This is a genomic window from Micromonospora sp. CPM1 (assembly GCF_023896895.1).
Lineage (GTDB): Bacteria > Actinomycetota > Actinomycetes > Mycobacteriales > Micromonosporaceae > Micromonospora > Micromonospora tulbaghiae.
Genome location: NZ_JAMHIU010000010.1, coordinates 218,666 through 236,510 on the forward strand (window position 1 = coordinate 218,666; position 17,845 = coordinate 236,510).

The 17,845-nt window shown below is 71.3% G+C and carries 17 protein-coding genes and 1 pseudogene; 11 read left to right on the forward strand and 7 right to left on the reverse strand.

The annotated features are described in order from the left end of the window. The first annotated feature begins 57 nt into the window (after positions 1–57). On the forward strand, positions 58–1,443 hold the full coding sequence (locus M8C11_RS15060) for a glycoside hydrolase family 6 protein (RefSeq protein WP_208576476.1): 1,386 nt from the start codon (positions 58–60) through the stop codon (positions 1,441–1,443). A gap of 54 nt (positions 1,444–1,497) precedes the next feature. Here M8C11_RS15060 and M8C11_RS15065 read toward each other — a convergent pair whose 3' ends face one another. The 3 genes from M8C11_RS15065 to M8C11_RS15075 form a co-directional block, all read right to left on the reverse strand. After that, positions 1,498–2,172 (reverse strand): NADPH-dependent F420 reductase, encoded by a 675-nt coding sequence (locus M8C11_RS15065; RefSeq protein ID WP_208576477.1) that lies wholly within the window; start codon positions 2,170–2,172, stop codon positions 1,498–1,500. 10 nt (positions 2,173–2,182) lie between these two features. Beyond that, positions 2,183–2,581: an ester cyclase gene (locus M8C11_RS15070; RefSeq protein ID WP_252449977.1), complete on the reverse strand. Its 399-nt coding sequence runs from the start codon at positions 2,579–2,581 to the stop codon at positions 2,183–2,185. A 66-nt stretch (positions 2,582–2,647) separates the two neighbouring features. Continuing rightward, positions 2,648–3,334: an SDR family NAD(P)-dependent oxidoreductase gene (locus M8C11_RS15075; protein ID WP_120571913.1), complete on the reverse strand. Its 687-nt coding sequence runs from the start codon at positions 3,332–3,334 to the stop codon at positions 2,648–2,650. A gap of 115 nt (positions 3,335–3,449) precedes the next feature. Here M8C11_RS15075 and M8C11_RS15080 point away from each other — a divergent pair, with 115 nt between their 5' ends. The 5 genes from M8C11_RS15080 to M8C11_RS15100 all read left to right on the forward strand — a co-directional run bounded on the left by M8C11_RS15080 (position 3,450) and on the right by M8C11_RS15100 (position 7,028). After that, positions 3,450–4,073, forward strand: coding sequence for a TetR/AcrR family transcriptional regulator (locus M8C11_RS15080; RefSeq protein ID WP_252449978.1), 624 nt, complete (start codon positions 3,450–3,452; stop codon positions 4,071–4,073). 175 nt (positions 4,074–4,248) lie between these two features. Next, the gene (locus M8C11_RS15085; RefSeq protein WP_252450010.1) at positions 4,249–5,283 is read left to right on the forward strand and encodes a sporulation protein; all 1,035 of its coding nucleotides are present in this window, start codon (positions 4,249–4,251) and stop codon (positions 5,281–5,283) included. Between the two features lie 107 nt (positions 5,284–5,390). Then, positions 5,391–5,612, forward strand: coding sequence for a hypothetical protein (locus M8C11_RS15090; protein WP_018788305.1), 222 nt, complete (start codon positions 5,391–5,393; stop codon positions 5,610–5,612). Positions 5,613–5,787: 175 nt separating this feature from the next. After that, on the forward strand, positions 5,788–6,720 hold the full coding sequence (locus M8C11_RS15095; protein WP_252450011.1) for a cation diffusion facilitator family transporter: 933 nt from the start codon (positions 5,788–5,790) through the stop codon (positions 6,718–6,720). A gap of 17 nt (positions 6,721–6,737) precedes the next feature. Further along, positions 6,738–7,028 carry a hypothetical protein gene (locus tag M8C11_RS15100; protein WP_252449979.1) on the forward strand — a complete coding sequence of 97 codons (291 nt, stop codon included), beginning with the start codon at positions 6,738–6,740 and terminating at the stop codon, positions 7,026–7,028. 70 nt (positions 7,029–7,098) lie between these two features. Here M8C11_RS15100 and M8C11_RS15105 read toward each other — a convergent pair whose 3' ends face one another. The 3 genes from M8C11_RS15105 to M8C11_RS15115 form a co-directional block, all read right to left on the reverse strand. Next, on the reverse strand, positions 7,099–7,935 hold the full coding sequence (locus tag M8C11_RS15105; RefSeq protein ID WP_252449980.1) for an LLM class flavin-dependent oxidoreductase: 837 nt from the start codon (positions 7,933–7,935) through the stop codon (positions 7,099–7,101). A 62-nt stretch (positions 7,936–7,997) separates the two neighbouring features. After that, positions 7,998–8,666 (reverse strand): response regulator transcription factor, encoded by a 669-nt coding sequence (locus tag M8C11_RS15110; RefSeq protein WP_252449981.1) that lies wholly within the window; start codon positions 8,664–8,666, stop codon positions 7,998–8,000. Continuing rightward, complete coding sequence (locus M8C11_RS15115; protein WP_252449982.1) at positions 8,663–9,820, reverse strand: sensor histidine kinase; 1,158 nt, start codon at positions 9,818–9,820, stop codon at positions 8,663–8,665. The genes M8C11_RS15110 and M8C11_RS15115 overlap by 4 nt, the downstream gene beginning before the upstream one ends. Positions 9,821–9,989: 169 nt before the next feature. Here M8C11_RS15115 and M8C11_RS15120 point away from each other — a divergent pair, with 169 nt between their 5' ends. The 3 genes from M8C11_RS15120 to M8C11_RS30550 all read left to right on the forward strand — a co-directional run bounded on the left by M8C11_RS15120 (position 9,990) and on the right by M8C11_RS30550 (position 15,283). After that, on the forward strand, positions 9,990–10,763 hold the full coding sequence (locus M8C11_RS15120; protein ID WP_252449983.1) for an ABC transporter ATP-binding protein: 774 nt from the start codon (positions 9,990–9,992) through the stop codon (positions 10,761–10,763). Then, positions 10,757–13,186, forward strand: coding sequence for an FtsX-like permease family protein (locus M8C11_RS15125; RefSeq protein ID WP_252449984.1), 2,430 nt, complete (start codon positions 10,757–10,759; stop codon positions 13,184–13,186). Before M8C11_RS15120 ends, M8C11_RS15125 begins: the two co-directional genes overlap by 7 nt. A gap of 402 nt (positions 13,187–13,588) precedes the next feature. Next, positions 13,589–15,283 carry a tetratricopeptide repeat protein gene (locus M8C11_RS30550; RefSeq protein WP_252449985.1) on the forward strand — a complete coding sequence of 565 codons (1,695 nt, stop codon included), beginning with the start codon at positions 13,589–13,591 and terminating at the stop codon, positions 15,281–15,283. A 204-nt stretch (positions 15,284–15,487) separates the two neighbouring features. Here M8C11_RS30550 and M8C11_RS30555 read toward each other — a convergent pair. Next, positions 15,488–15,592, reverse strand: a pseudogene (locus M8C11_RS30555) (hypothetical protein); the annotation flags it as partial. A gap of 803 nt (positions 15,593–16,395) precedes the next feature. Here M8C11_RS30555 and M8C11_RS15140 point away from each other — a divergent pair. Both M8C11_RS15140 and M8C11_RS15145 read left to right on the forward strand, forming a co-directional pair. Further along, positions 16,396–16,692, forward strand: coding sequence for a helix-turn-helix domain-containing protein (locus tag M8C11_RS15140; protein ID WP_252449986.1), 297 nt, complete (start codon positions 16,396–16,398; stop codon positions 16,690–16,692). 361 nt (positions 16,693–17,053) lie between these two features. Continuing rightward, positions 17,054–17,257 carry a cold-shock protein gene (locus tag M8C11_RS15145; protein WP_013283833.1) on the forward strand — a complete coding sequence of 68 codons (204 nt, stop codon included), beginning with the start codon at positions 17,054–17,056 and terminating at the stop codon, positions 17,255–17,257. Positions 17,258–17,845 lie beyond the last annotated feature (588 nt).

Sequence of the window (17,845 nt, forward strand, 5' to 3'; positions counted from 1 at the left end):
TCGTGGGAACGCTCCCACGAACTTAGATACGTCTATGTGATCAGGAGGAAACACGACGTGGCTATCCTCTCGTCCCGCCGCAGTTCAGCGGCCATCAGCGTGGCCGCCGTCGCGGGGCTCGCCGCGGCCGGCGTCGGCTTCGCCGTCGGCGGCGCGTCCGCCGGCACCGTGTCCGGATCGCTCTACCGCGACCCGTCCTCGGCAGTCGTCCGCTGGGTCGCCGCCAACCCCGGCGACTCGCGCGCCGCAGTCATCCGCGACAAGATCGCGAGCCAGCCGCAGGCCCGCTGGTACGCCAACTTCAACCCGTCGACCATCCAGTCCGAGGTCTCCGGATTCGTCGGTGCCGCCAACGCGGCGCAGCAGATCCCGGTGCTGTCGGTGTACGAGATCACCAACCGCGACTGCGGCGGCGCGAGCGCCGGCGGGGCGCCGGACCTCAACCAGTACCAGACCTGGGTGTCCAACTTCGCCCGGGGACTCGGCAACCAGACCGTCCTGATCATCCTGGAGACCGACTCGCTGGCGCTCCAGACCTGCCTGAGCACCGGTGAGCTGAACGCCCGCAACCAGGCGCTCACGACGGCGACCCAGACCATCAAGTCGGCGAACCCGAACGCCAAGGTGTACCTCGACGGCGGCCACTCGACTTGGAACAGCGCCAACGACACGGCCAACCGGCTCCGGGCGGCCGGCGTGCAGTACGCCGACGGCTTCTTCACCAACGTGTCGAACTTCAACCCCACCTCCAGCGAGGCGAACTTCGGCCGCGCGGTCATCTCCGCGCTCAACGGCATGGGCATCTCCGGCAAGCGGCAGGTCATCGACACCAGCCGCAACGGGGGAGCCGCCGGGGACTGGTGCGCCGACGACAACACCGACCGGCGCATCGGGCAGTACCCGACGACGAACACCGGCGACGCCAACATCGACGCGTACCTCTGGGTGAAGCCGCCGGGTGAGGCGGACGGCTGCCGCTACACGGCCGGTTCGTTCCAGCCGGACCTGGCCTTCAGCCTGGCCAACGGTGCGCCGAACCCGCCCACCACCGCGCCGCCGACGACCAACCCGCCGACGACCGCGCCGCCGACCACGGCGCCCCCGACGACCGCGCCGCCCACCACGGCGCCGCCGACCACGCCGCCGCCGGCCGGTAACGGCTGCTCCGCGGCGGTCGCGATCAACCAGTGGAACGGCGGCTTCACCGCGAGCGTGAACGTCACCGCGGGCTCCGCGGCCATCAACGGCTGGACCGTGACCGTCGCGCTGCCGGGCGGCGCCGCGATCACCGGCACCTGGAACGCCCAGGCCAGCGGCACCAGCGGCACCGTCCGGTTCACGAACGTGGGTTACAACGGGCAGGTCGGCGCCGGCCAGACGACCAACTTCGGCTTCCAGGGCACCGGCACCGGCCAGGGCGCGACCGCGACCTGCGCCGCCTGACCGGACCCGACGCCAGGGCCCGGTGCGGAGGATCGCTCTCCGCGCCGGGCCCTGTCACTTCCCCGCTGATGTCCGCGACGGAGTGACGAACCGCCGCGCACGCCTCAGGTTGCGCGCCAGCTCCTCGCGGTTCTGGTGCGCGTGGCGGATCCACGCCGGCTGGCCGGGGCCGGTACGCCAGGACTCGCTCAGCGGGCTGTTGTCCACAGTGTCGAAGCCGAACCGGTCGTAGAGTCGCGTCACCAGGTCGACCGCCTCCGGGTGGTCGCTGGAGACGGACAGCGCCAGCCGGTCCGGCGCGCCGGCGGGCCGGGCCGAGGTGAGCAGCCGCGGCGCCTGGATGTGGGTGAACGCCTTGGCGACCTTCGACGTGGGGAGCTGTTCCTGGCGCAGCTCGTGGACCGTCTTCTCACCCGAGTCGAGCACCGGGATGTTCCCGTCGCGCCAGACCATGTAGTTGTTCGTGTCCAGCACGACCTTGCCGGCCAGCTCCTCGACCGGCATGTCGTTCACGACCTTGAGCGGCACGGCGACGATCGCGAAGTCGCCCGCTGCCGCCGCCTCCGCGGCGTACGCCGCCCGCGCCGGCGGCCCGAGTTCGGCCACGAGGTCCGTCAGCGTGTGCGGCCCCCGGGAGTTGGCGATCACGACCGCGTATCCGGCGGCTACCGCCGCGCGGGCGAGCTGGCTGCCCACCTCACCCGCGCCGATGATGCCGATGGTGGTCATCGTCGGTCCCTCAGCGGGCGGCGGTGAGCTGCCGGAGCATCTCGGCCGAGTCGTGCAGGGCGGTCATCTGCACGAACCGCCCGTCGCTGACCTTGTAGATGGCGTACTCGACGACCTCGAACGAGGCGCCGGAGGGCGGTACGCCCAGCCACTCCTTCACCGGCGTGCCGTAGTTGATCGCGCGGACGGCGATCCGGTCGCGGTCGAACAGCAGCTCCTCGACCTTCCAGCGGAGGTCCGGAACGGCGTCCACGTCATGCTTCTGCACCGCGATGACGTCGTCCCGGGTGCCCGGCTCACCGTTCAGCATCACCGTGTCGTTGATGAACTCGTCCATGCCGTCGAACTCGTGGGCGTTGAGCGCGGCGACGTAGCGCAGGTACCAGTTGCGGAGATCGTTCTGAGTCATGTCACTTTCCCTTTGATGTGCGGATGATGTGCGGACCCCGGCCGGGGTCGCGTTCGGGGCGGACGGCTACCAGCTCAGGAGGCCGGAGTCGTCCTGGAGGGTTCCGGTCGGGCCGTCGGGGGGCAGCGTCGCCAGGCGTACGACGGTTCGGGCGCTCTCCGCGGGGGTCCTGCCGCCGCCGATCGCGGCGGTCAGGTCGGTGGCGGTGTAGCCCGGCTCGACCGCGTTGAACCTGATCCCCGGCTGGGACTTGGCGTACTGGACGGTGATCATCGTGGCGGCGGACTTCGACGCCGAGTAGAGCGGCGACGTCAGGGTGAACTCCGGCCGGTCGGGGTTGTTGACCGCCCAGAAGGAGCCGGCGCTGCTCGACACCGTGACCACCGTCGGATTGGACGACCGGCGCAGCAGGGGCAGCGCCGCCTCGGTGACCCGGACGATGCCGACCGCGTTGGTGTCGAAGACGCGCAGGGCGGTCGGACCGTCGACGACACCGTTCTCGGCGATGCCCGCGTTGTGGACGAGGACGTCCAGCCGCCCCTCGTCGGCGTCGATGGTCGCCAGCGCCCTGGCCACCGAGGCGTCGTCGGTCACGTCGAGCGGCACGAAGCGTGCCCCCAGCGCCGAGGCGGCCTCCTCGCCTCGCCTGGCGTCGCGCGCTCCGACGTAGACGACGTGCCCCAGATCGAGAAGCTGTCTGGCGGTCGCGAAACCGATGCCCTTGTTCGCGCCGGTGATCAACGTGATGGTCATGCTCTTCCCTCGCGCCGCAGTTTTGTACTGATCGGTTCGTGATCACCGTAGCAGCTTTCTGTACCGATCGGTTCGTGGTTTGGGTCACTTCTGTACCGAGCGGTATAGTCGAGGCATGGGCACTGAGACTCCGACCCCGGGACGGCCGCGCGCCTTCGACGAGCAGACGGTCCTCGATCGGGCCGCCGAGGTCTTCTGGCAGCAGGGCTACGAGGGCGCGTCGCTGAGCGCACTCACCAGGGCGATGGGCATCAACCGCCCGAGCCTGTACGCCGCGTTCGGCAGCAAGGAAGAGCTGTTCAGGCGGGCCTTCGACCGCTACCACGAGACCAACCTCGCGAACGCCCGCGCCGCCCTCGACCAACCGACCGCGTACGCCGCGATCGAAGCCTTCCTGCGCGCCAGCGCCGACAACCTGACCGCGGGCGGCCACCCCGCCGGCTGCCTCTCCATCCAGGGCGGCCTGGCCTGCTCCCCGGAGAACGCCCGGATCTCCGAGATCCTCGCCGCCGGCCGGGCGGCCACCGAGGCCGCGCTCGAAGAGCGGCTGGCCCGCGCGGCGAAGGAGGGGGACCTCCCCGACGGCCTGGACAGCCGGGCGCTCGCGCGTTTCGTGATGGCGCTCAGCGAGGGTCACGCCGTCCACGCCGCGGCCGGCGCGAGCCGCGAGGACCTCCAAGCCTCCGTCGACGTCGCCATGCGGGCCGTAGCGGCACTCCACCCCGGTTCCGGAGAGTAACCCGCTGAACCCATTCAGCTACTTCTCAGGTGGCGTTGGTAGCTTCCCCGCTCGACGGCTTCCATTATGGACGCCGTTGATCTCGTTGCGGCACAAGGGTTTCACGTGAATTCCTCACGATCCTGGTGTCGCGCGTCGGCGGTCGTCGAGGGAGAGGTTCGTAGTGTTCAAGAAGATGCTGGGCGCGTTCGGGGTGGGCGGCCCGAGCGTCGATACGGTCCTGTCCAATCCGAGCACCCGCCCGGGGCTCGTGCTGGGCGGGCAGGTGAACCTGACCGGCGGCAGCCACGACGTGGAGATCGACCACGTCACCGTCGGGCTGGTCACCCGCGTCGAGATCGACGGCGCGGAGGAGGAGTACGACGCCCTCGTCGAGTTCCACCGCGTCCAGGTCGCGGGTGGTCTGCACCTGCGTGAGGGTCAGCAGTTGTCGCTGCCGTTCCAGGTGGCGATGCCGTGGGAGACCCCGGTGACCGACCTGTACGGGCAGCACCTGCACGGCATGACGATGGGCCTGCGCACCGAGGTGGCGGTCCGCGGCGCGATCGACAAGGGCGACCTGGACCCGGTGTACGTGCACCCGCTGCCGGTGCAGGAGCGCATCCTCGAGGCGTTCGGCCGGCTCGGCTTCGGGTTCAAGGGCGCCGACCTGGAACGCGGGCACATCTCCGGGCTGCGCCAGAATCTGCCGTTCTACCAGGAGGTCGAGTACTACGCCGCCCCGCAGTACGCCCACGGCGTCAACGAGGTCGAGCTGACCTTCGTGGCGAACGAGCACGGCGTCGACGTGGTGCTGGAGTTCGACAAGCGCGGCGGCCTCTTCACCGGCGGCCACGACTCGTACGGCCGCTACCACGCCGCGCACGCCGACGCCGACCGTGTGGACTGGGCCGCGCAGGTCGACACCTGGGTCCGCCAGGCCCTCGACGGCTACCAGAGCCTGCACACCGGCCACGGCTACGCCCCGCCCGCCCAGGGCTACGGCGCGCCCGGCTACCCGCCCCCGCCGCCCGGCTACGGGCACGCCGCGTACGGCCACCCCGGCGGTCACCACAAGGAGCACCACCAGGAGCACCACGGCGGTCCCGGCATGGGTGCCGTTGCCGCGGGCGTGGTGGGCGGCGCCGCCCTGGGCTTCGCCGGCGGCATGGTCGCCGACGAGGTCTTCGACTCCTTCGGCGACGACGAGGGCGGCGACGAGGAGGCGTGAGCCAGTCCTCGTCCATAGTGGACTGACACGCCCGCTCCATGATCTAATTCGGCAGTTTTGTCCGTAGGCGATCGGGTTCCACCGATCGGGATTTCGAAGGAGTGCGCATGCCCGTCACCGCCGACCTCACCAAGCTGGTCGACAAGGCCTACCAGGACAAGACCCTCACCGAGATCGTCGACGCCCCGGTGTCCGCCCTTGCCGGGGTCAGCGACGGCGACGCGAAGCTCCTCAAGGACGCCTTCAACATCACCACCGTCGGCGACCTGGGCCGTAACCCGTACTTCCGGACCGCCAACGCCCTGGTCGCCCTGACCGGCGCCAAGTAGCACCACCGCCGGCGGCCCGCGAGACCCCTCCGGGCCGCCGGACGTCGGCTCCGGCCGGTGTGGTTGGTTTCGGACGCTTCCGGGCAAGGGCTCGTCGGCACCTGTGTCAGCGGCCCGCCGGGGCGCTGGCACACTGACCACCCACACCGTGACGTACGACGAGGGGAAACAGCCGATGGCGGCGGAGGGCAGCACCAAGGCCGTGGTGACGGCGCTGGTCGCGAACCTGGGTATCGCGGTGAGCAAGTTCGTGGCCGCCGGCATCACCGGGTCGGCGTCGATGCTCGCCGAGGGCGTGCACTCGGTCGCGGACTCCACGAACCAGGCCCTGCTGCTGGTCGGCGGCAAGCGCGCCCGCCGCGCCCCGACCGCGCTGCACCCGTTCGGCTACGCCCGGGAGCGCTACGTCTACTCGTTCATCGTGGCGATCATCCTGTTCACCCTCGGCGGCCTGTACGCCCTCTACGAGGGCTACCACAAGATCAGCGACCCGCACGAGCTGTCCTCGCCGCTGATCGCCGTCGCCGTCCTGCTGATCGCGATCGTCCTGGAGGGCTTCGCCCTGCGGACCGCGGTGAAGGAGGCGAACAAGGTACGCGGCAAGCGGAGCTGGGTCTCCTTCGTCCGCCACGCCCGCGCCCCGGAACTGCCGGTGATCCTGCTGGAGGACGCCGGCGCGCTGCTCGGCCTGCTGTTCGCCCTGTCCGGCGTGGGCCTGAGCGTGCTCACCGGGAACGCGCTCTTCGACGGCATCGGCACCCTGTGCATCGGCGTCCTGCTGGTCGTCATCGCCGTCGTCCTCGCCGTCGAGACCAAGAGCCTGCTCATCGGCGAGGCGGCACTGCCGGAAGAGGTCACCGCGATCCACACCGAGCTGGTCTCCACCCCGGGCGTCGACCGGGTCATCCACCTGCGCACCCTGCACCTCGGGCCGGAGGAACTCCTGGTCGCGGCGAAGATCGCCATCAGCACCTCCGACCGGGGAGCCGACGTCGCCGCCACGATCGACGACGCCGAGGCGCGGATCCGTCGGGCGCTGCCCACCGCCACGGCCATCTACCTCGAACCCGACATCGACCGGCAGCCCGCCCGCACCAGCGCCACCTGACCCGGAGGTTCGGGCCCGTGCCGGGGCCACCGACGTCGGCGTGGCGCCGAGGGGAGCGGCGGGGTCTGATCCTCAACCCGTTCACGCCCGGAACGGTCACCGGCCCCGAGCAGCTCGCGCTGATGGAGGACGGCACCGCCGACCTGATCAGCTTCGGCGGCCTGTTCCTCGCCAACTCCGACCTGCCCGCCCGGCTCGCCGCCTGCGGGCCCTACAACACACCCGATCCGGCCACCTTCTACGGCGGCGACGCCCGCGGCTACATCGACTACCCCAAGCTCGACGGCAGCCCGAGCGCGGTGAGCTGACCACCGCCGCCCGCAAGGCCTGCCCCGCCGGACGCTGCGGGCAGACCTTGCCCGGAGCGACATCGGCCGGCTACCGCACCAGCGGACCGACCTGCTGTGCGGTGAACCGGACGAAGCCCTCGAGATCGGGTTCGTCAGCGGTGGGCTGCAGGATCACGGCGTCGGCTCCGGCGTCCCGGTAACGGTTCACGACAGCGGCGACGGCGGCTGCGTCGCCGGCCGCTGTGGCGTCCCAGCCGTCCGACTCGTCCCAGGACTCCAGCTCGCGTGCCATGCGTGCCTCGGCGTCGGGGCCGGTCGCCGCATGGACGTACACGGTGACGGCCTTGGCCGTCGACCTGACGGCGGCCACCTCCTGCGGAGGCGTGCCGGCGGTCAGCAGGATCCCGTCGGCGACCTCGCAGGCGAGAGCACGCGTCTTCGGCCCGGTCGCGCCGGCGTAGATCCGGGCCGGGCCCACCGGCGGGTAGTCCAGCTTGACCTTGTCGAGCTTGACGTAGCGACCCGACGTCGTGACCGTCTCGCCGGCCAGCAGCGCCTTCAACGCCTCGACGTGCTCGCGCAGCAGCGTCAGCGGCGAACCCACCTGCGCGCCGACCTGCTCCATCCAGTCCTGGACGCCGTGGCCCACGGTGAGCAGCACCCGGTCGGGGAAGAGCCGGTGCAGCGTGGCGGCCTCCATGGCGAGTGCCGCGACGTTGCGGAACGGCACCGGCATCAGCCCGATGCCCACCGCCAGCCGGTCGGTCCAGGCCAGGGCCGCGGCGGCGGTGGCGATGCCGCTTTCGAGGAAACAGTCCTCCCAGAGCCACAACTGGTCGAGGCCGGCTTCGTCGGCGGCGCGTGCGACCGAGCGGAGGCGTTCGGGTGGATTCTGGGGCCGGAACACCACACCGAGGGTCGTCATGACAGCCAAGCCTAGCCGCGGAGTGGCCCGCCACCGATGCTCTGTCCGCGAGGGCGACCCGATCAGCGTGGCCCGCCCGGCCCGACCAGGCCGGTTTCGTAGGCCACGATGACCAGTTGAGCCCGGTCACGTACCGCCAGCTTGGTCAGCAGCCGCCCGACGTGCGTCTTCACGGTGGCCAGGCTGAGACCGAGGTGCCCGGCCAACTCCGCGTTGGACAGACCCCGGCCGATCAGCGTGAGCACTTCCCGTTCCCGCCCGGTCACCCCGTCCAGTCGTCGCGGCAGCGGCCGGGCCGGCTCAGGCCGACGTGCGAACTCGTCGATGAGCCGCCGGGTCACCGTCGGCGCGAGCAGCCCTTCTCCGGCGGCCACCACCCGGATGCCGGCCAGTAGTTCCGCCGGCGGGGTGTCCTTGAGCAGGAACCCGCTGGCTCCGGCCCGCAGTGCCCCGTAGACATACTCGTCCAGGTCGAACGTGGTCAGGATGACGACCCGGGTGCCGGCGATGGCGGGGTCGCCGCAGATCCGCCGGGTCGCCTCGATGCCGTCCATCTCCGGCATCCGCACGTCCATCAGCACCACGTCCGGCCGGTGCTCGGCGGCCAGCGCCACAGCTTCCACGCCGGTGCCCGCCTCGCCGACAGTGGTGAGGCCCGGCGTCGAATCGACCAACAGCCGGAAACTGCCGCGCAGCAGCGCCTGGTCGTCGGCGATCAGCACCCGGATCACGCGGCCACCCGATAGGGCACGCGCGCCGTCACCGCGTAGCCGCCGCCGGAGCGTGGCCCGGCGTGGAACTCACCTCCGTGCGACGTCACCCGTTCCCGCATGCCGATCAGCCCGTGCCCCTCCCCGCCGGACAGCACAGGCCGGCGGCCGTCGTCGGTCACTTCGACCCTGACCTCGCGAGGCGTGACGGTCACCGTCGCCCGGCACGCGGCCGGCCCCGCATGTTTCACCACGTTGGTCACCGCCTCCTGCACGATCCGGTAAACCGTCAGTCCCACCGACTCCGGGACCGCGCCGGACGGTTCCTCCCGCCGTACGTCGAGCCGTACGTCGACCCCGCCGATCGCCGCCTGCCGGGCGAGCACGGGCAGTTCGTCGAGCCCGGGCGCCGGGGCGTACGGGGCGTCCTCGCGCAGAGCGCCGAGCACCCGGCGTACGTCGGTCAGCGCGTTGCGGCCGGTCTCCTCGATCACCCGCAGCGCGGCCCCCGCCTCGCGGGGGTCGGTCTCGGCGACGTGGTTGGCGACGGCCGCCTTCACCACGATGAGGCTCAGGGTGTGGGCGACGACGTCGTGCAGCTCCCGCGTCACCCGCAACCGCTCCTCGGCGGCGGCTTGACGGACCAGGTGCTCGCCCTGCCGGGCGGCGAGGGCGCGTCGCTCGCGGACCAGCCAGCCGATCGCCCAGGCGGGCGCGATCATGACGGCGCCGTAGACGACGGCACCCGTCCGCGACCACAGATCACCCCCGGTCAGCGCCAGCGCGACGCTCACCAGAGCGAGACAACCGGCGGCACTGGGCAGCGACCGGCGGGTGGTCGTCGACACGGCCACCGTGTAGAAGGACAGACCGACGGCGAGTCCCGGCGCGGCGGCGGCGTAGTTGGGGATCACGCCGGTGATCAGGGCGACTGTGGCGACGGAGCTGATCACGGCGGCGACGGTGATCGGCCACCGGCGCCGGACGGCCAGCGGCAGCCCGAGGGCGAACCCGACCAGCACCGACACCCAGAGCGGCTCGCGTACGCCACCGTGCATCGGCGATTCCAGCGCCGCATACGGGCCGAGCAGCCCGCCGACCGCCACGGCGAGCACGGCGTCCACGATGTACAGCTCCACCGGCCGCAGTCGCCGGGTCAGCAGGGGAGCGGTCACCTGCACGACGGTATCGGCTGGCCGGGCCGGACGCGTCCACCCGCGGGTCGTCATCCCGGAGGACGACGTACCGGCGATCGCGGGCCTTCGCCTCCGACCGGGGAAGGGCCGGAAAGTGTCCGCGCCGGCACGACGCGCGGCACCCACCACGCCGGGCACCGTGGCGGTCATGACCACACACACGGTGACCCTGACGGGGCTGCGCGCGGTGTACGGCACCGGAACCCGGCGGGTGACGGCGCTCGACGGCGTGACGACCGACTTCGCGAGCGGCACGTTCACTGCGGTGATGGGCCCTTCGGGCTCGGGCAAGTCCACCCTGCTGCACTGCGCGGCGGGACTGGACCGCCCGACCGAGGGGACCGTCACGATCGACGGCACCCCCCTCGACGACCTGGGTGAGGACGAACTGACCCGGCTGCGTCGGGATCGGATCGGGTTCGTGTTCCAGGCGTTCAACCTGGTGTCCACGCTGACCGCGGCGCAGAACGTCGAGTTGCCGCTGCGGCTGGCCGGCCGCCGCCCGCCGGCTCGGGACGTATCCGCCGCGCTCGACGCGGTGGGGTTGGCCGACCGGGCCGGGCATCGACCGAGTGAGCTGTCCGGTGGCGAGCAGCAGCGTGTCGCCGTCGCCCGAGCGTTGATCACCCGCCCGGCGGTGGTCTTCGCCGACGAGCCGACCGGCGCGCTGGACAGCGCGGCCTCCCGGCAGGTGCTCCGACTGCTGCGCGCACTCGTCGACGACCACGGGCAGACCGTCGTGATGGTGACCCACGATCCCGCCGCCGCCGCGTACGCCGATCGGGTCCTGCTGCTCGCCGACGGTCGCATCGTTGACGAGTTCGACGGCGGGATCACCGCGGCGGTGGTCGCCGCCCGGATCGCCGAGCGTGAGGCCGTCCCGTCCCAGCACGCGGCGACGCCTGCGGGGCCGTCGTGCTGAGCATCCAGCGGTCGCTGAGCGCGTTCGTGGCCGTGGCCATCGGGGTCACGCTGGTAGCGGCGGCCACGCTGCTTCTCGCCTCGGGGCGCCCCCAGGTGCCGGATCGGCTCGCGCGGGCGGCGGTCGTGGTGCAGAGCCCCGAAGCGGGCGCTTCGGCCGACTCGTTCGTGCCGACACGGCCCTGGTCCGCGACCACGACGGCGGAGCTCGTCCGCCGGCTGGCCGCCCTGCCCGGTGTCGCGGCGGCCGTGCCGGACCGGACCTTCTACGCGCAGCCGCTCGTCAACGGCCGCCCTGCGGGCACCGATGGCCGGCGGGAGGACGCCCACCAGGGGCACGGCTGGTCCAGCGCCCGGCTCGGTGGACTGCGCCTCACCGACGGCGAGCCGCCCCGCAGGCCCGGCGAGGTGGTCGTGGACCGTGCACTCGGGCTGCGCGACGGCGTGTCGGTGACCCTGCTGACGGCGGCCGGCCCGCAGCCGTACACCGTCACCGGTCTGGTCGACGGGCCCGGCGTCCATGTCGCCGACGACGTGGCCGCCACGCTCGCGCCCGGCGTCCGGGCCGTCGGGCTGCTGCTCGCGACGGGCGCCGACCCCGAGCGGGTCGCCACGGCGGCTCGCGGAATCGTCGGCGCGGACGGATCGGTTCTGACCGGCGACGCGCGTGGCGCGCTGGAGCCTCGCAACGACGCCCGCACCCGCTGGATCGGCATGCAGGTGCTCACCGCCACGGCGGCCCTCGCCGGCTTCGTCACGGTGTTCGTCGTGGCCTCCACCTTCGCGTTCACCGTCGCGCAGCGCCGCCGTGAGCTGGGCCTGCTGCGCGCCGTCGGCGCCACCGGCCGCCAGGTCCGCCGCATGGTGTACGGCGAGGCGCTCGTCGTCGGCACCGCGGGCGGGATCGCCGGCCTCCTGGTGGGCGGAGGGCTCGCGCCGCTGCTGGGCCGGCTTCTCGTCGACGCCGGATTCGAACCGTCGACCTTCCGGGTCGGATACGAACACTGGCCGATCGCGCTCTCGCTCGTCGCCGGCCCGGTGATCTCGCTGCTGGCCGTCTGGTCGGCCTCGCGCCGGGCGGCACGGATCCGACCGTTGGAGGCGTTACGCGAAGCGGCGGTCGAGCAGCGACCGATCGGACGGCTGCGCATCGCCACCGGTGCGCTGCTCGTCGCGGTGGGGGTCGCGCTCAGCGTCGGTACGGCGACCGCCGACGAGGCCCGCGTCGCGGCGCAGTACGCCCTGTACGCGGTGATGGCGCTGGTGGCCGGTGCCACAGTGCTGGCCCCTGCGGCCGTCGGCCCGCTGGTGCGGATGCTGCGGTGGCCGGTGCGTCGACCGGGGGGCGCGATCGGGATGCTGGTCCGGGCCGGGGCGTCGACCGCGACCCGGCGGACGGCTTCGATCGCCGCCCCGGTGCTGCTCACTGTCGCGTTCGCGGTGCTGGTCGCCGGAATGGTGCGCACCACCACGGCTGCCTACGCGGCGGGCCGGGCCGACAACGTCAACGCCGGCTGGATCGTCGTGCCCGACCGCGCACCGGGCCTGTCGGACCAGGCCGTCGCGGCGACCGGGGGCACGGCCCTCCTGCCGACGACGGTCTTCGAGAACTACCCGAAGTCGTCGCCGGAGAACCGGCCACTGACCGCGCTCGGCGTGGACCCGGCGGGCTTCGCCGCCGCGAACCGGGCGCTCACCGTCGTCGCCGGCTCACTGGACGACCTGAGCGGCGACGACACGGTGGTCCTTCCCGCCTCGGCGAACCGGCGGCCGACCGAGCCGTACGCGCTGGTCTTCGCCGACGGGGAGGTGGTGTCCCTGCGCGTCGTCGCGGTCGTCACCGACGACTCGATCCCCGGCGACCTGCTCCTGCCCCGATCCGTGGTGCGGGCGCACGACCCCTCGGCGCTCACATCCGCGGTGTACGTCCAGGCCCGGATCGATCCCCCGCTCGGAGGGCGGATCGTCGACGTGGCCGGGTGGGCGGCCGAGGCGGACCGTGCCGAGGATCGCCTCGTCTGGCTCTTCACGCTGCTACTGATCGGTGTCTCGGCCGGCTACGGGGCTGCCGCGGTGGCGAACACGTTGCTGATGGCCGCCGCCGGCCGGGTGGCCGACCTGCGGCTGATCCGGTTGGCCGGTGCCACCCGAAGGCAGGTCATCTGGCTGGTCACGGCCGAGTCCGCCCTGGTGGTGCTGATCGGTGCGCTGCTCGGCGGGGCTGTCGCCTTCGTCGGTCTGCTGAGCATCCGCGCCGGCCTCGCCGAGCAGGCCGGCGTACCGGTCGACCTGGTGGTGCCGTGGTCGGTGGTCGGCGGGGTGGTGGGGCTCTGCCTGCTCCTGGCGGTGCTGGCGAGCGCACTGCCGGCGTGGCGATCGCTGGGTCGTCGTACCGCGCGGTTCCCCGTCGGTGCCGTGGGGTGAACCGTATTGCCGCCCCTCCGGACTGCAGCCGGACTTATCGACATCGCAGCTCGGCCGCCGCGCACCGGTTGGAGGGCCTGAAGACGGTGGCGTCCGATGACATGCGCACGCTCCGCGCGCTCTGCTGGAGGCCGCATGACATCGATGGCTGAGGACGTCATCCGGGTGGCGCTCTGAACGTGTGGCGCCGCCGGCCCTCGGCCGGCGGCGCATTCGCAACTGATGGAGAAGTGGTGCGTTAGATGATCGTCAGGCCACCCACTTCACCCAGAGGTGCGTCCACACAGTCGCATCGCTCAACTCGGCTACGCAGGAACTGATCGTCGTCAGCCCGAACTGGGCGAGCAAGTCCAGGGACTCTGGGGACAGCAAGGAGAGGAGGTCGGCAGCCACCGGGGCCGGGTGGTGATCAGTCGCAATCGCCTCCGCGGATTGAGTGTCCGCCACGGCATCCGCAGCCTCACCGTCACACCACTGTCGCACCTCGAACGACATCACATGCTCGCCCGGATTATCGGACCCGAACGCGCCGTGGCGGAGCCTGCGGCACTGGAGACGCTGGCCTGGCTGTCGGGCGGGCTGCCGCTCGCGTTGCGGGTCATCGGCGAGCACGTCGTCTCCCGGCCCCAGGCACGGCTCGGCGAATTGGCCGACGAACTCACCGGCCGGCTGCTCGACATCGAGGGCGACGACACGGACGAAATGACGCTGCGGACTGTCTTCGCCTGGTCGGTCAACGCGCTCACCCCGATGCCCACCCGGCTCTTCCGAGGACTCGGCCTCTTTCCCGGCGGCGCCATCGGGGTCGAGGCCGCAGCGGCGATGCTGGCGGTGGACGTCGCCGGGGCTGAACGGGCCCTCGACCGACTCGCACGCGCCCACTTGATCAACCACGACACCGTCCGGCGGTATCGGATGCACGACCTGCTGCGCCGGTACGCCGCAGACCGGGCCCGGGCGGAGGAACCCGCCGAGCAGCGACAAGCGGCACTGCGTCGGCTGTTGGACTGGTACCTGCTCACAGCAGTCAACGCCGTCACGGCCCTGGAGCCGAACCGCGCACCCGTTCCTGACCTGCCCGAACCGGGTGCGGTGACACCGATGACCTTCCCCTCGGAAAGCGCCGCCCTGCGGTGGTGCGAGACGGAACGGACCAACGTGCTTGCCCTGGTCCGCAGCGCGACCGTGGAGGGTTTCCATAGGCACGCCTGGCAGACCGTCGACACGGTCCACGAGGTCTTCGACCGCTCCGGAAGCCAGGAGGACATGCGGGAGATGCTGCGGATCGCCCTCGACGCCGCGACTGCCGACGGGCACGCCCTGGCCCGGGTGGGCACCCTCATCAATCTTGGAGCCACGTACTTCACAACTCACGACTACGACCGTGCCGGCAGCCTGTTCGCCGAGGCCTCGCGTCTCGCCGAGGAGAACGGCTCCGCCGAACTGCAGATGGTCTGCCGGCACAATCTCGCCTCCGTGCACCTGCGGACCGGGGCGACCGCGACCGCCATCGAGACCTTCCAGGAAGTCCTGACCGACTGTCGCGGGACCGGGAACGCGACGGGGGAGGCGTACACGCTCTACCATCTCGGTGACGCCCATCGTCAGCTCGGACGGTACGACCAGGCCCGTCTTCTCTACCAGCAGGCTCTTGCCGTCTGGAACCGGATCGGCTCGCTGCGAGGCCGAAGCCTCAACCACGTTCAGCTCGCCGGGCTCAGCCTCGACACGGGCCAGCCGGAGATCGCACTCGACCTCGTCCGCGTCGCTATCGACCTGCACGACCGTGTCACCGATGACACGATCCGCTGCGACGCTCTCACCGTCTCGGCCGAGGCTCACCTCCGCCTAGGGCGGCACCGCGACGCGTTGGCCGACGCCACCCTCGCCCGGGTGGTCGGCGACGAGCTGGGCGACCCGCTACGCCAGGCGCGCGCTCTCGCCGTACTGGCGGAAGCCCTCCGCGCCGTCGGCCATCACGACAACGCTCTCAGCCGGGGTCGGGAAGCCCTCGACCTGCTCGACGACACGGACGACCCGCAGCGAGTGGCCATCAGGGAGCGGATCGCCGCACACCACGTCCACGAGGATCGGTGAACGCTGCCCGGGGCGTCGCCGGTGCCAGTGGCCGAAGCGACTCAGGAGCGATCTCCTCGGACGCCGGTCGACGACCTGCCGACCAAGAATCGACGAGCATGACCCGCCCGGCGCTCCCGTCCACCTCCACCGGCGCACCGTCACGCAGCGCGCCACGATCGCGGCGTGCGACAGCAGGCCGTCGATCTCGGTGACGATGGCGGCCGCGACGCCGAGCAACGGGGTCCACGCCGGGTCCGTGGTGCGGCACGCGAGTACGTCACCCGGCTGGACCCGACCGAATTCGGCGGGACCATTCACCACGCGCACCGCGATGCCGACGAGAACGCCGGCGATGGCGAGGAGTGCGCGGGACCGTACCCGCGGGCGAGGGCCTCCGGAGGGCTGCGTCGTGGGCGGTGGAGGCAACCAGCGCGGCCGGCCCGGGTACGTCGTCGGGTGCGGCGGTCTTCATGGGCCGGTAGGTGGCATCGGTGTCGGGTCGTCATCGCCACGGCTCGCGCACTGCGTGCTCGGTGGACCAGCCATCCTGATGACCGTCGGCCAGGAAATCTAGGTTGGGGCGGCTAGACATCTTCCGGGCTGTGGCATACTCTTCTTCGAGTCGAGAGGAAAGATCCGTCAAGACGCAGACGGACCGTCCGGCCGTGAGGACACGACGGGCGGCTGGGGGAGGAACATGCATCACCGTTCCTCCCGAGAGGCAGTAAGAGCACGTCACTTCCGGCGTGGCATACGCCGGTTGCAGGTGGGGCCAAGGTTCTTTCAGGGCTCCAGCTGATGTTCGCCGCACGTGTCGGGGCTGTGAAGTCACGTGGGCTCCGGCACCGGCAGACCGTACGACAGCAAGGGAAAGAAGTAGCAGAGGAAAGGGAGGGCCGTACACCGTTGGATCGCCCGCCGTCGGCCGTCATGTCAGGCCGGGCGGACACCGCAGTTTCCATCGAACGAGAGGTGGTCTCCGGTCACGCATACGCGATCCTCGCGCCCGAAGCCGTCAATGACGGCTGGTGCGGATACGACAAGCCGACGTTCCGGTCGGTAGATGGTGTTCTGACCCGTAACCCTGGGCCCCGGTGCTTGTGCGCCGGGGCCCTCGACGTGGAGGTGACATGGGGCGAAACCCCGAAGACATGTTCGGCGATGAGAACTACCCGGCCTACACCATCGGGCAGGCCGCAGAGATGCTCGGCACCACGCAGGACTTCCTGCGTCGCCTGGACGAGGCGAAATTGATCAACCCGCACCGCTCCAGCGGCGGGCACCGCCGCTACTCCCGCTACCAGCTGCGCCTGGCCGCCCGGGCCCGCGAGATGGTCGACGGCGGCACCGCCCTGGAGGCCGCCTGCCGGATCATCATCTTGGAAGACCAACTCGAGGAAGCTCTCCGGCAGAACGAGAAGCGGTAACGGGGCCGCGGCGACAGGACTGACCAGCCCGGCCCTTCCTGCGAGGTCGTCGACGGGCGATGAGCGGGCCCCCCGGGGCGAACGTCTGGGTGCCCGCCTCGGTCCGGAAAGCCCGTCGAGGACGGGGAGGAGTCAAGCTCAATGGCTAGGTTCACCCACCGCCATCGGGCCGACGGCGGGTCATGTGCTACGGTAACTGAGTTGCAGTTTTGATTTCCGTAGACGTTTTCCGGCGCCTGATGGGGCATCTGAAACCCATCCAGGCGCTTTTCGTTTTTCGTGTCGTTTCGGCGCGGGTGATCAACGCGGCGGCGTAAGGGTCCGCACAGTGCGGTCTCTGACAGCCTGCGAAGGAGCAGACATGACTACAGGTACCGTGAAGTGGTTCAACGCCGACAAGGGCTTCGGCTTCATCAGCCCGGACGACGGCGGCGCCGACGTCTTCGCCCACTTCTCCGCGATCTCGGCGAGTGGCTTCCGCAGCCTCGACGAGAATCAGAAGGTGGAGTTCGACATCACGCAGGGCCAGAAGGGCCCGCAGGCGGAGAACATCCGCCCGCTCTGATCCACATTCTCTGAACGGCGGCCCGACTGGTTCAGTGGGCCGCCGTTCGGCGTTTCATGCGCTCACCACGCCATCGCGAAATCATCTGATCGGCAGAAGGCCGGCCATCTCGGTGTGGAGCCAGCCCAGTATCGCCCCCGTGTTCTCCTCCCTGGATCGATTCGGACCTCGGGCGCTCGTCTGCCAAGCATCGCCCCTTATCCCTGACGAGCCGAATACCGCACCGGCGCGGCCCTGACGGTCGAGGCACGTACGGTCACGGCAACCCAGGTCAACCGGCGCCAACGCGGGTCACTGCGGGGGCCGCGGGTTGCAACCCGGGTTTCGTGTGCTCGGGCTGTGGTCCTGGGCTGGTAGAACGGGTGCGGGTGACGTGGGCGAACATGGGTCACTCCCTGCCACCTCAGGAGAACCCCCAGGTCGACCCGGCGCGTCCGGCGGCAACCCGGTCTGCACCTCCACGACGTGCCGCTCCCACTGCCGGGCCCTCTCCAGCACCGTCGCCGGCAGCGCGTCGACCAGCCCGACCGGATCCAGCCGGGCCCGCGGCGGACCGGCCTCCAACAGCTCGAAGCCCGGCGACGCCAG

Coding starts and splice junctions, on each gene's coding strand:
- M8C11_RS15090 (WP_018788305.1), top strand. CDS start 5,391: ATGCCCGTCACCGCCGACCTCACCAAGCTGGTCGACAAGGCCTACCAG.
- M8C11_RS15075 (WP_120571913.1), bottom strand. CDS start 3,334: ATGACCATCACGTTGATCACCGGCGCGAACAAGGGCATCGGTTTCGCG.
- M8C11_RS15095 (WP_252450011.1), top strand. CDS start 5,788: ATGGCGGCGGAGGGCAGCACCAAGGCCGTGGTGACGGCGCTGGTCGCG.
- M8C11_RS15065 (WP_208576477.1), bottom strand. CDS start 2,172: ATGACCACCATCGGCATCATCGGCGCGGGTGAGGTGGGCAGCCAGCTC.
- M8C11_RS15070 (WP_252449977.1), bottom strand. CDS start 2,581: ATGACTCAGAACGATCTCCGCAACTGGTACCTGCGCTACGTCGCCGCG.
- M8C11_RS15080 (WP_252449978.1), top strand. CDS start 3,450: ATGGGCACTGAGACTCCGACCCCGGGACGGCCGCGCGCCTTCGACGAG.
- M8C11_RS15120 (WP_252449983.1), top strand. CDS start 9,990: ATGACCACACACACGGTGACCCTGACGGGGCTGCGCGCGGTGTACGGC.
- M8C11_RS15085 (WP_252450010.1), top strand. CDS start 4,249: ATGCTGGGCGCGTTCGGGGTGGGCGGCCCGAGCGTCGATACGGTCCTG.
- M8C11_RS15140 (WP_252449986.1), top strand. CDS start 16,396: ATGGGGCGAAACCCCGAAGACATGTTCGGCGATGAGAACTACCCGGCC.
- M8C11_RS15105 (WP_252449980.1), bottom strand. CDS start 7,935: ATGACGACCCTCGGTGTGGTGTTCCGGCCCCAGAATCCACCCGAACGC.
- M8C11_RS15145 (WP_013283833.1), top strand. CDS start 17,054: ATGACTACAGGTACCGTGAAGTGGTTCAACGCCGACAAGGGCTTCGGC.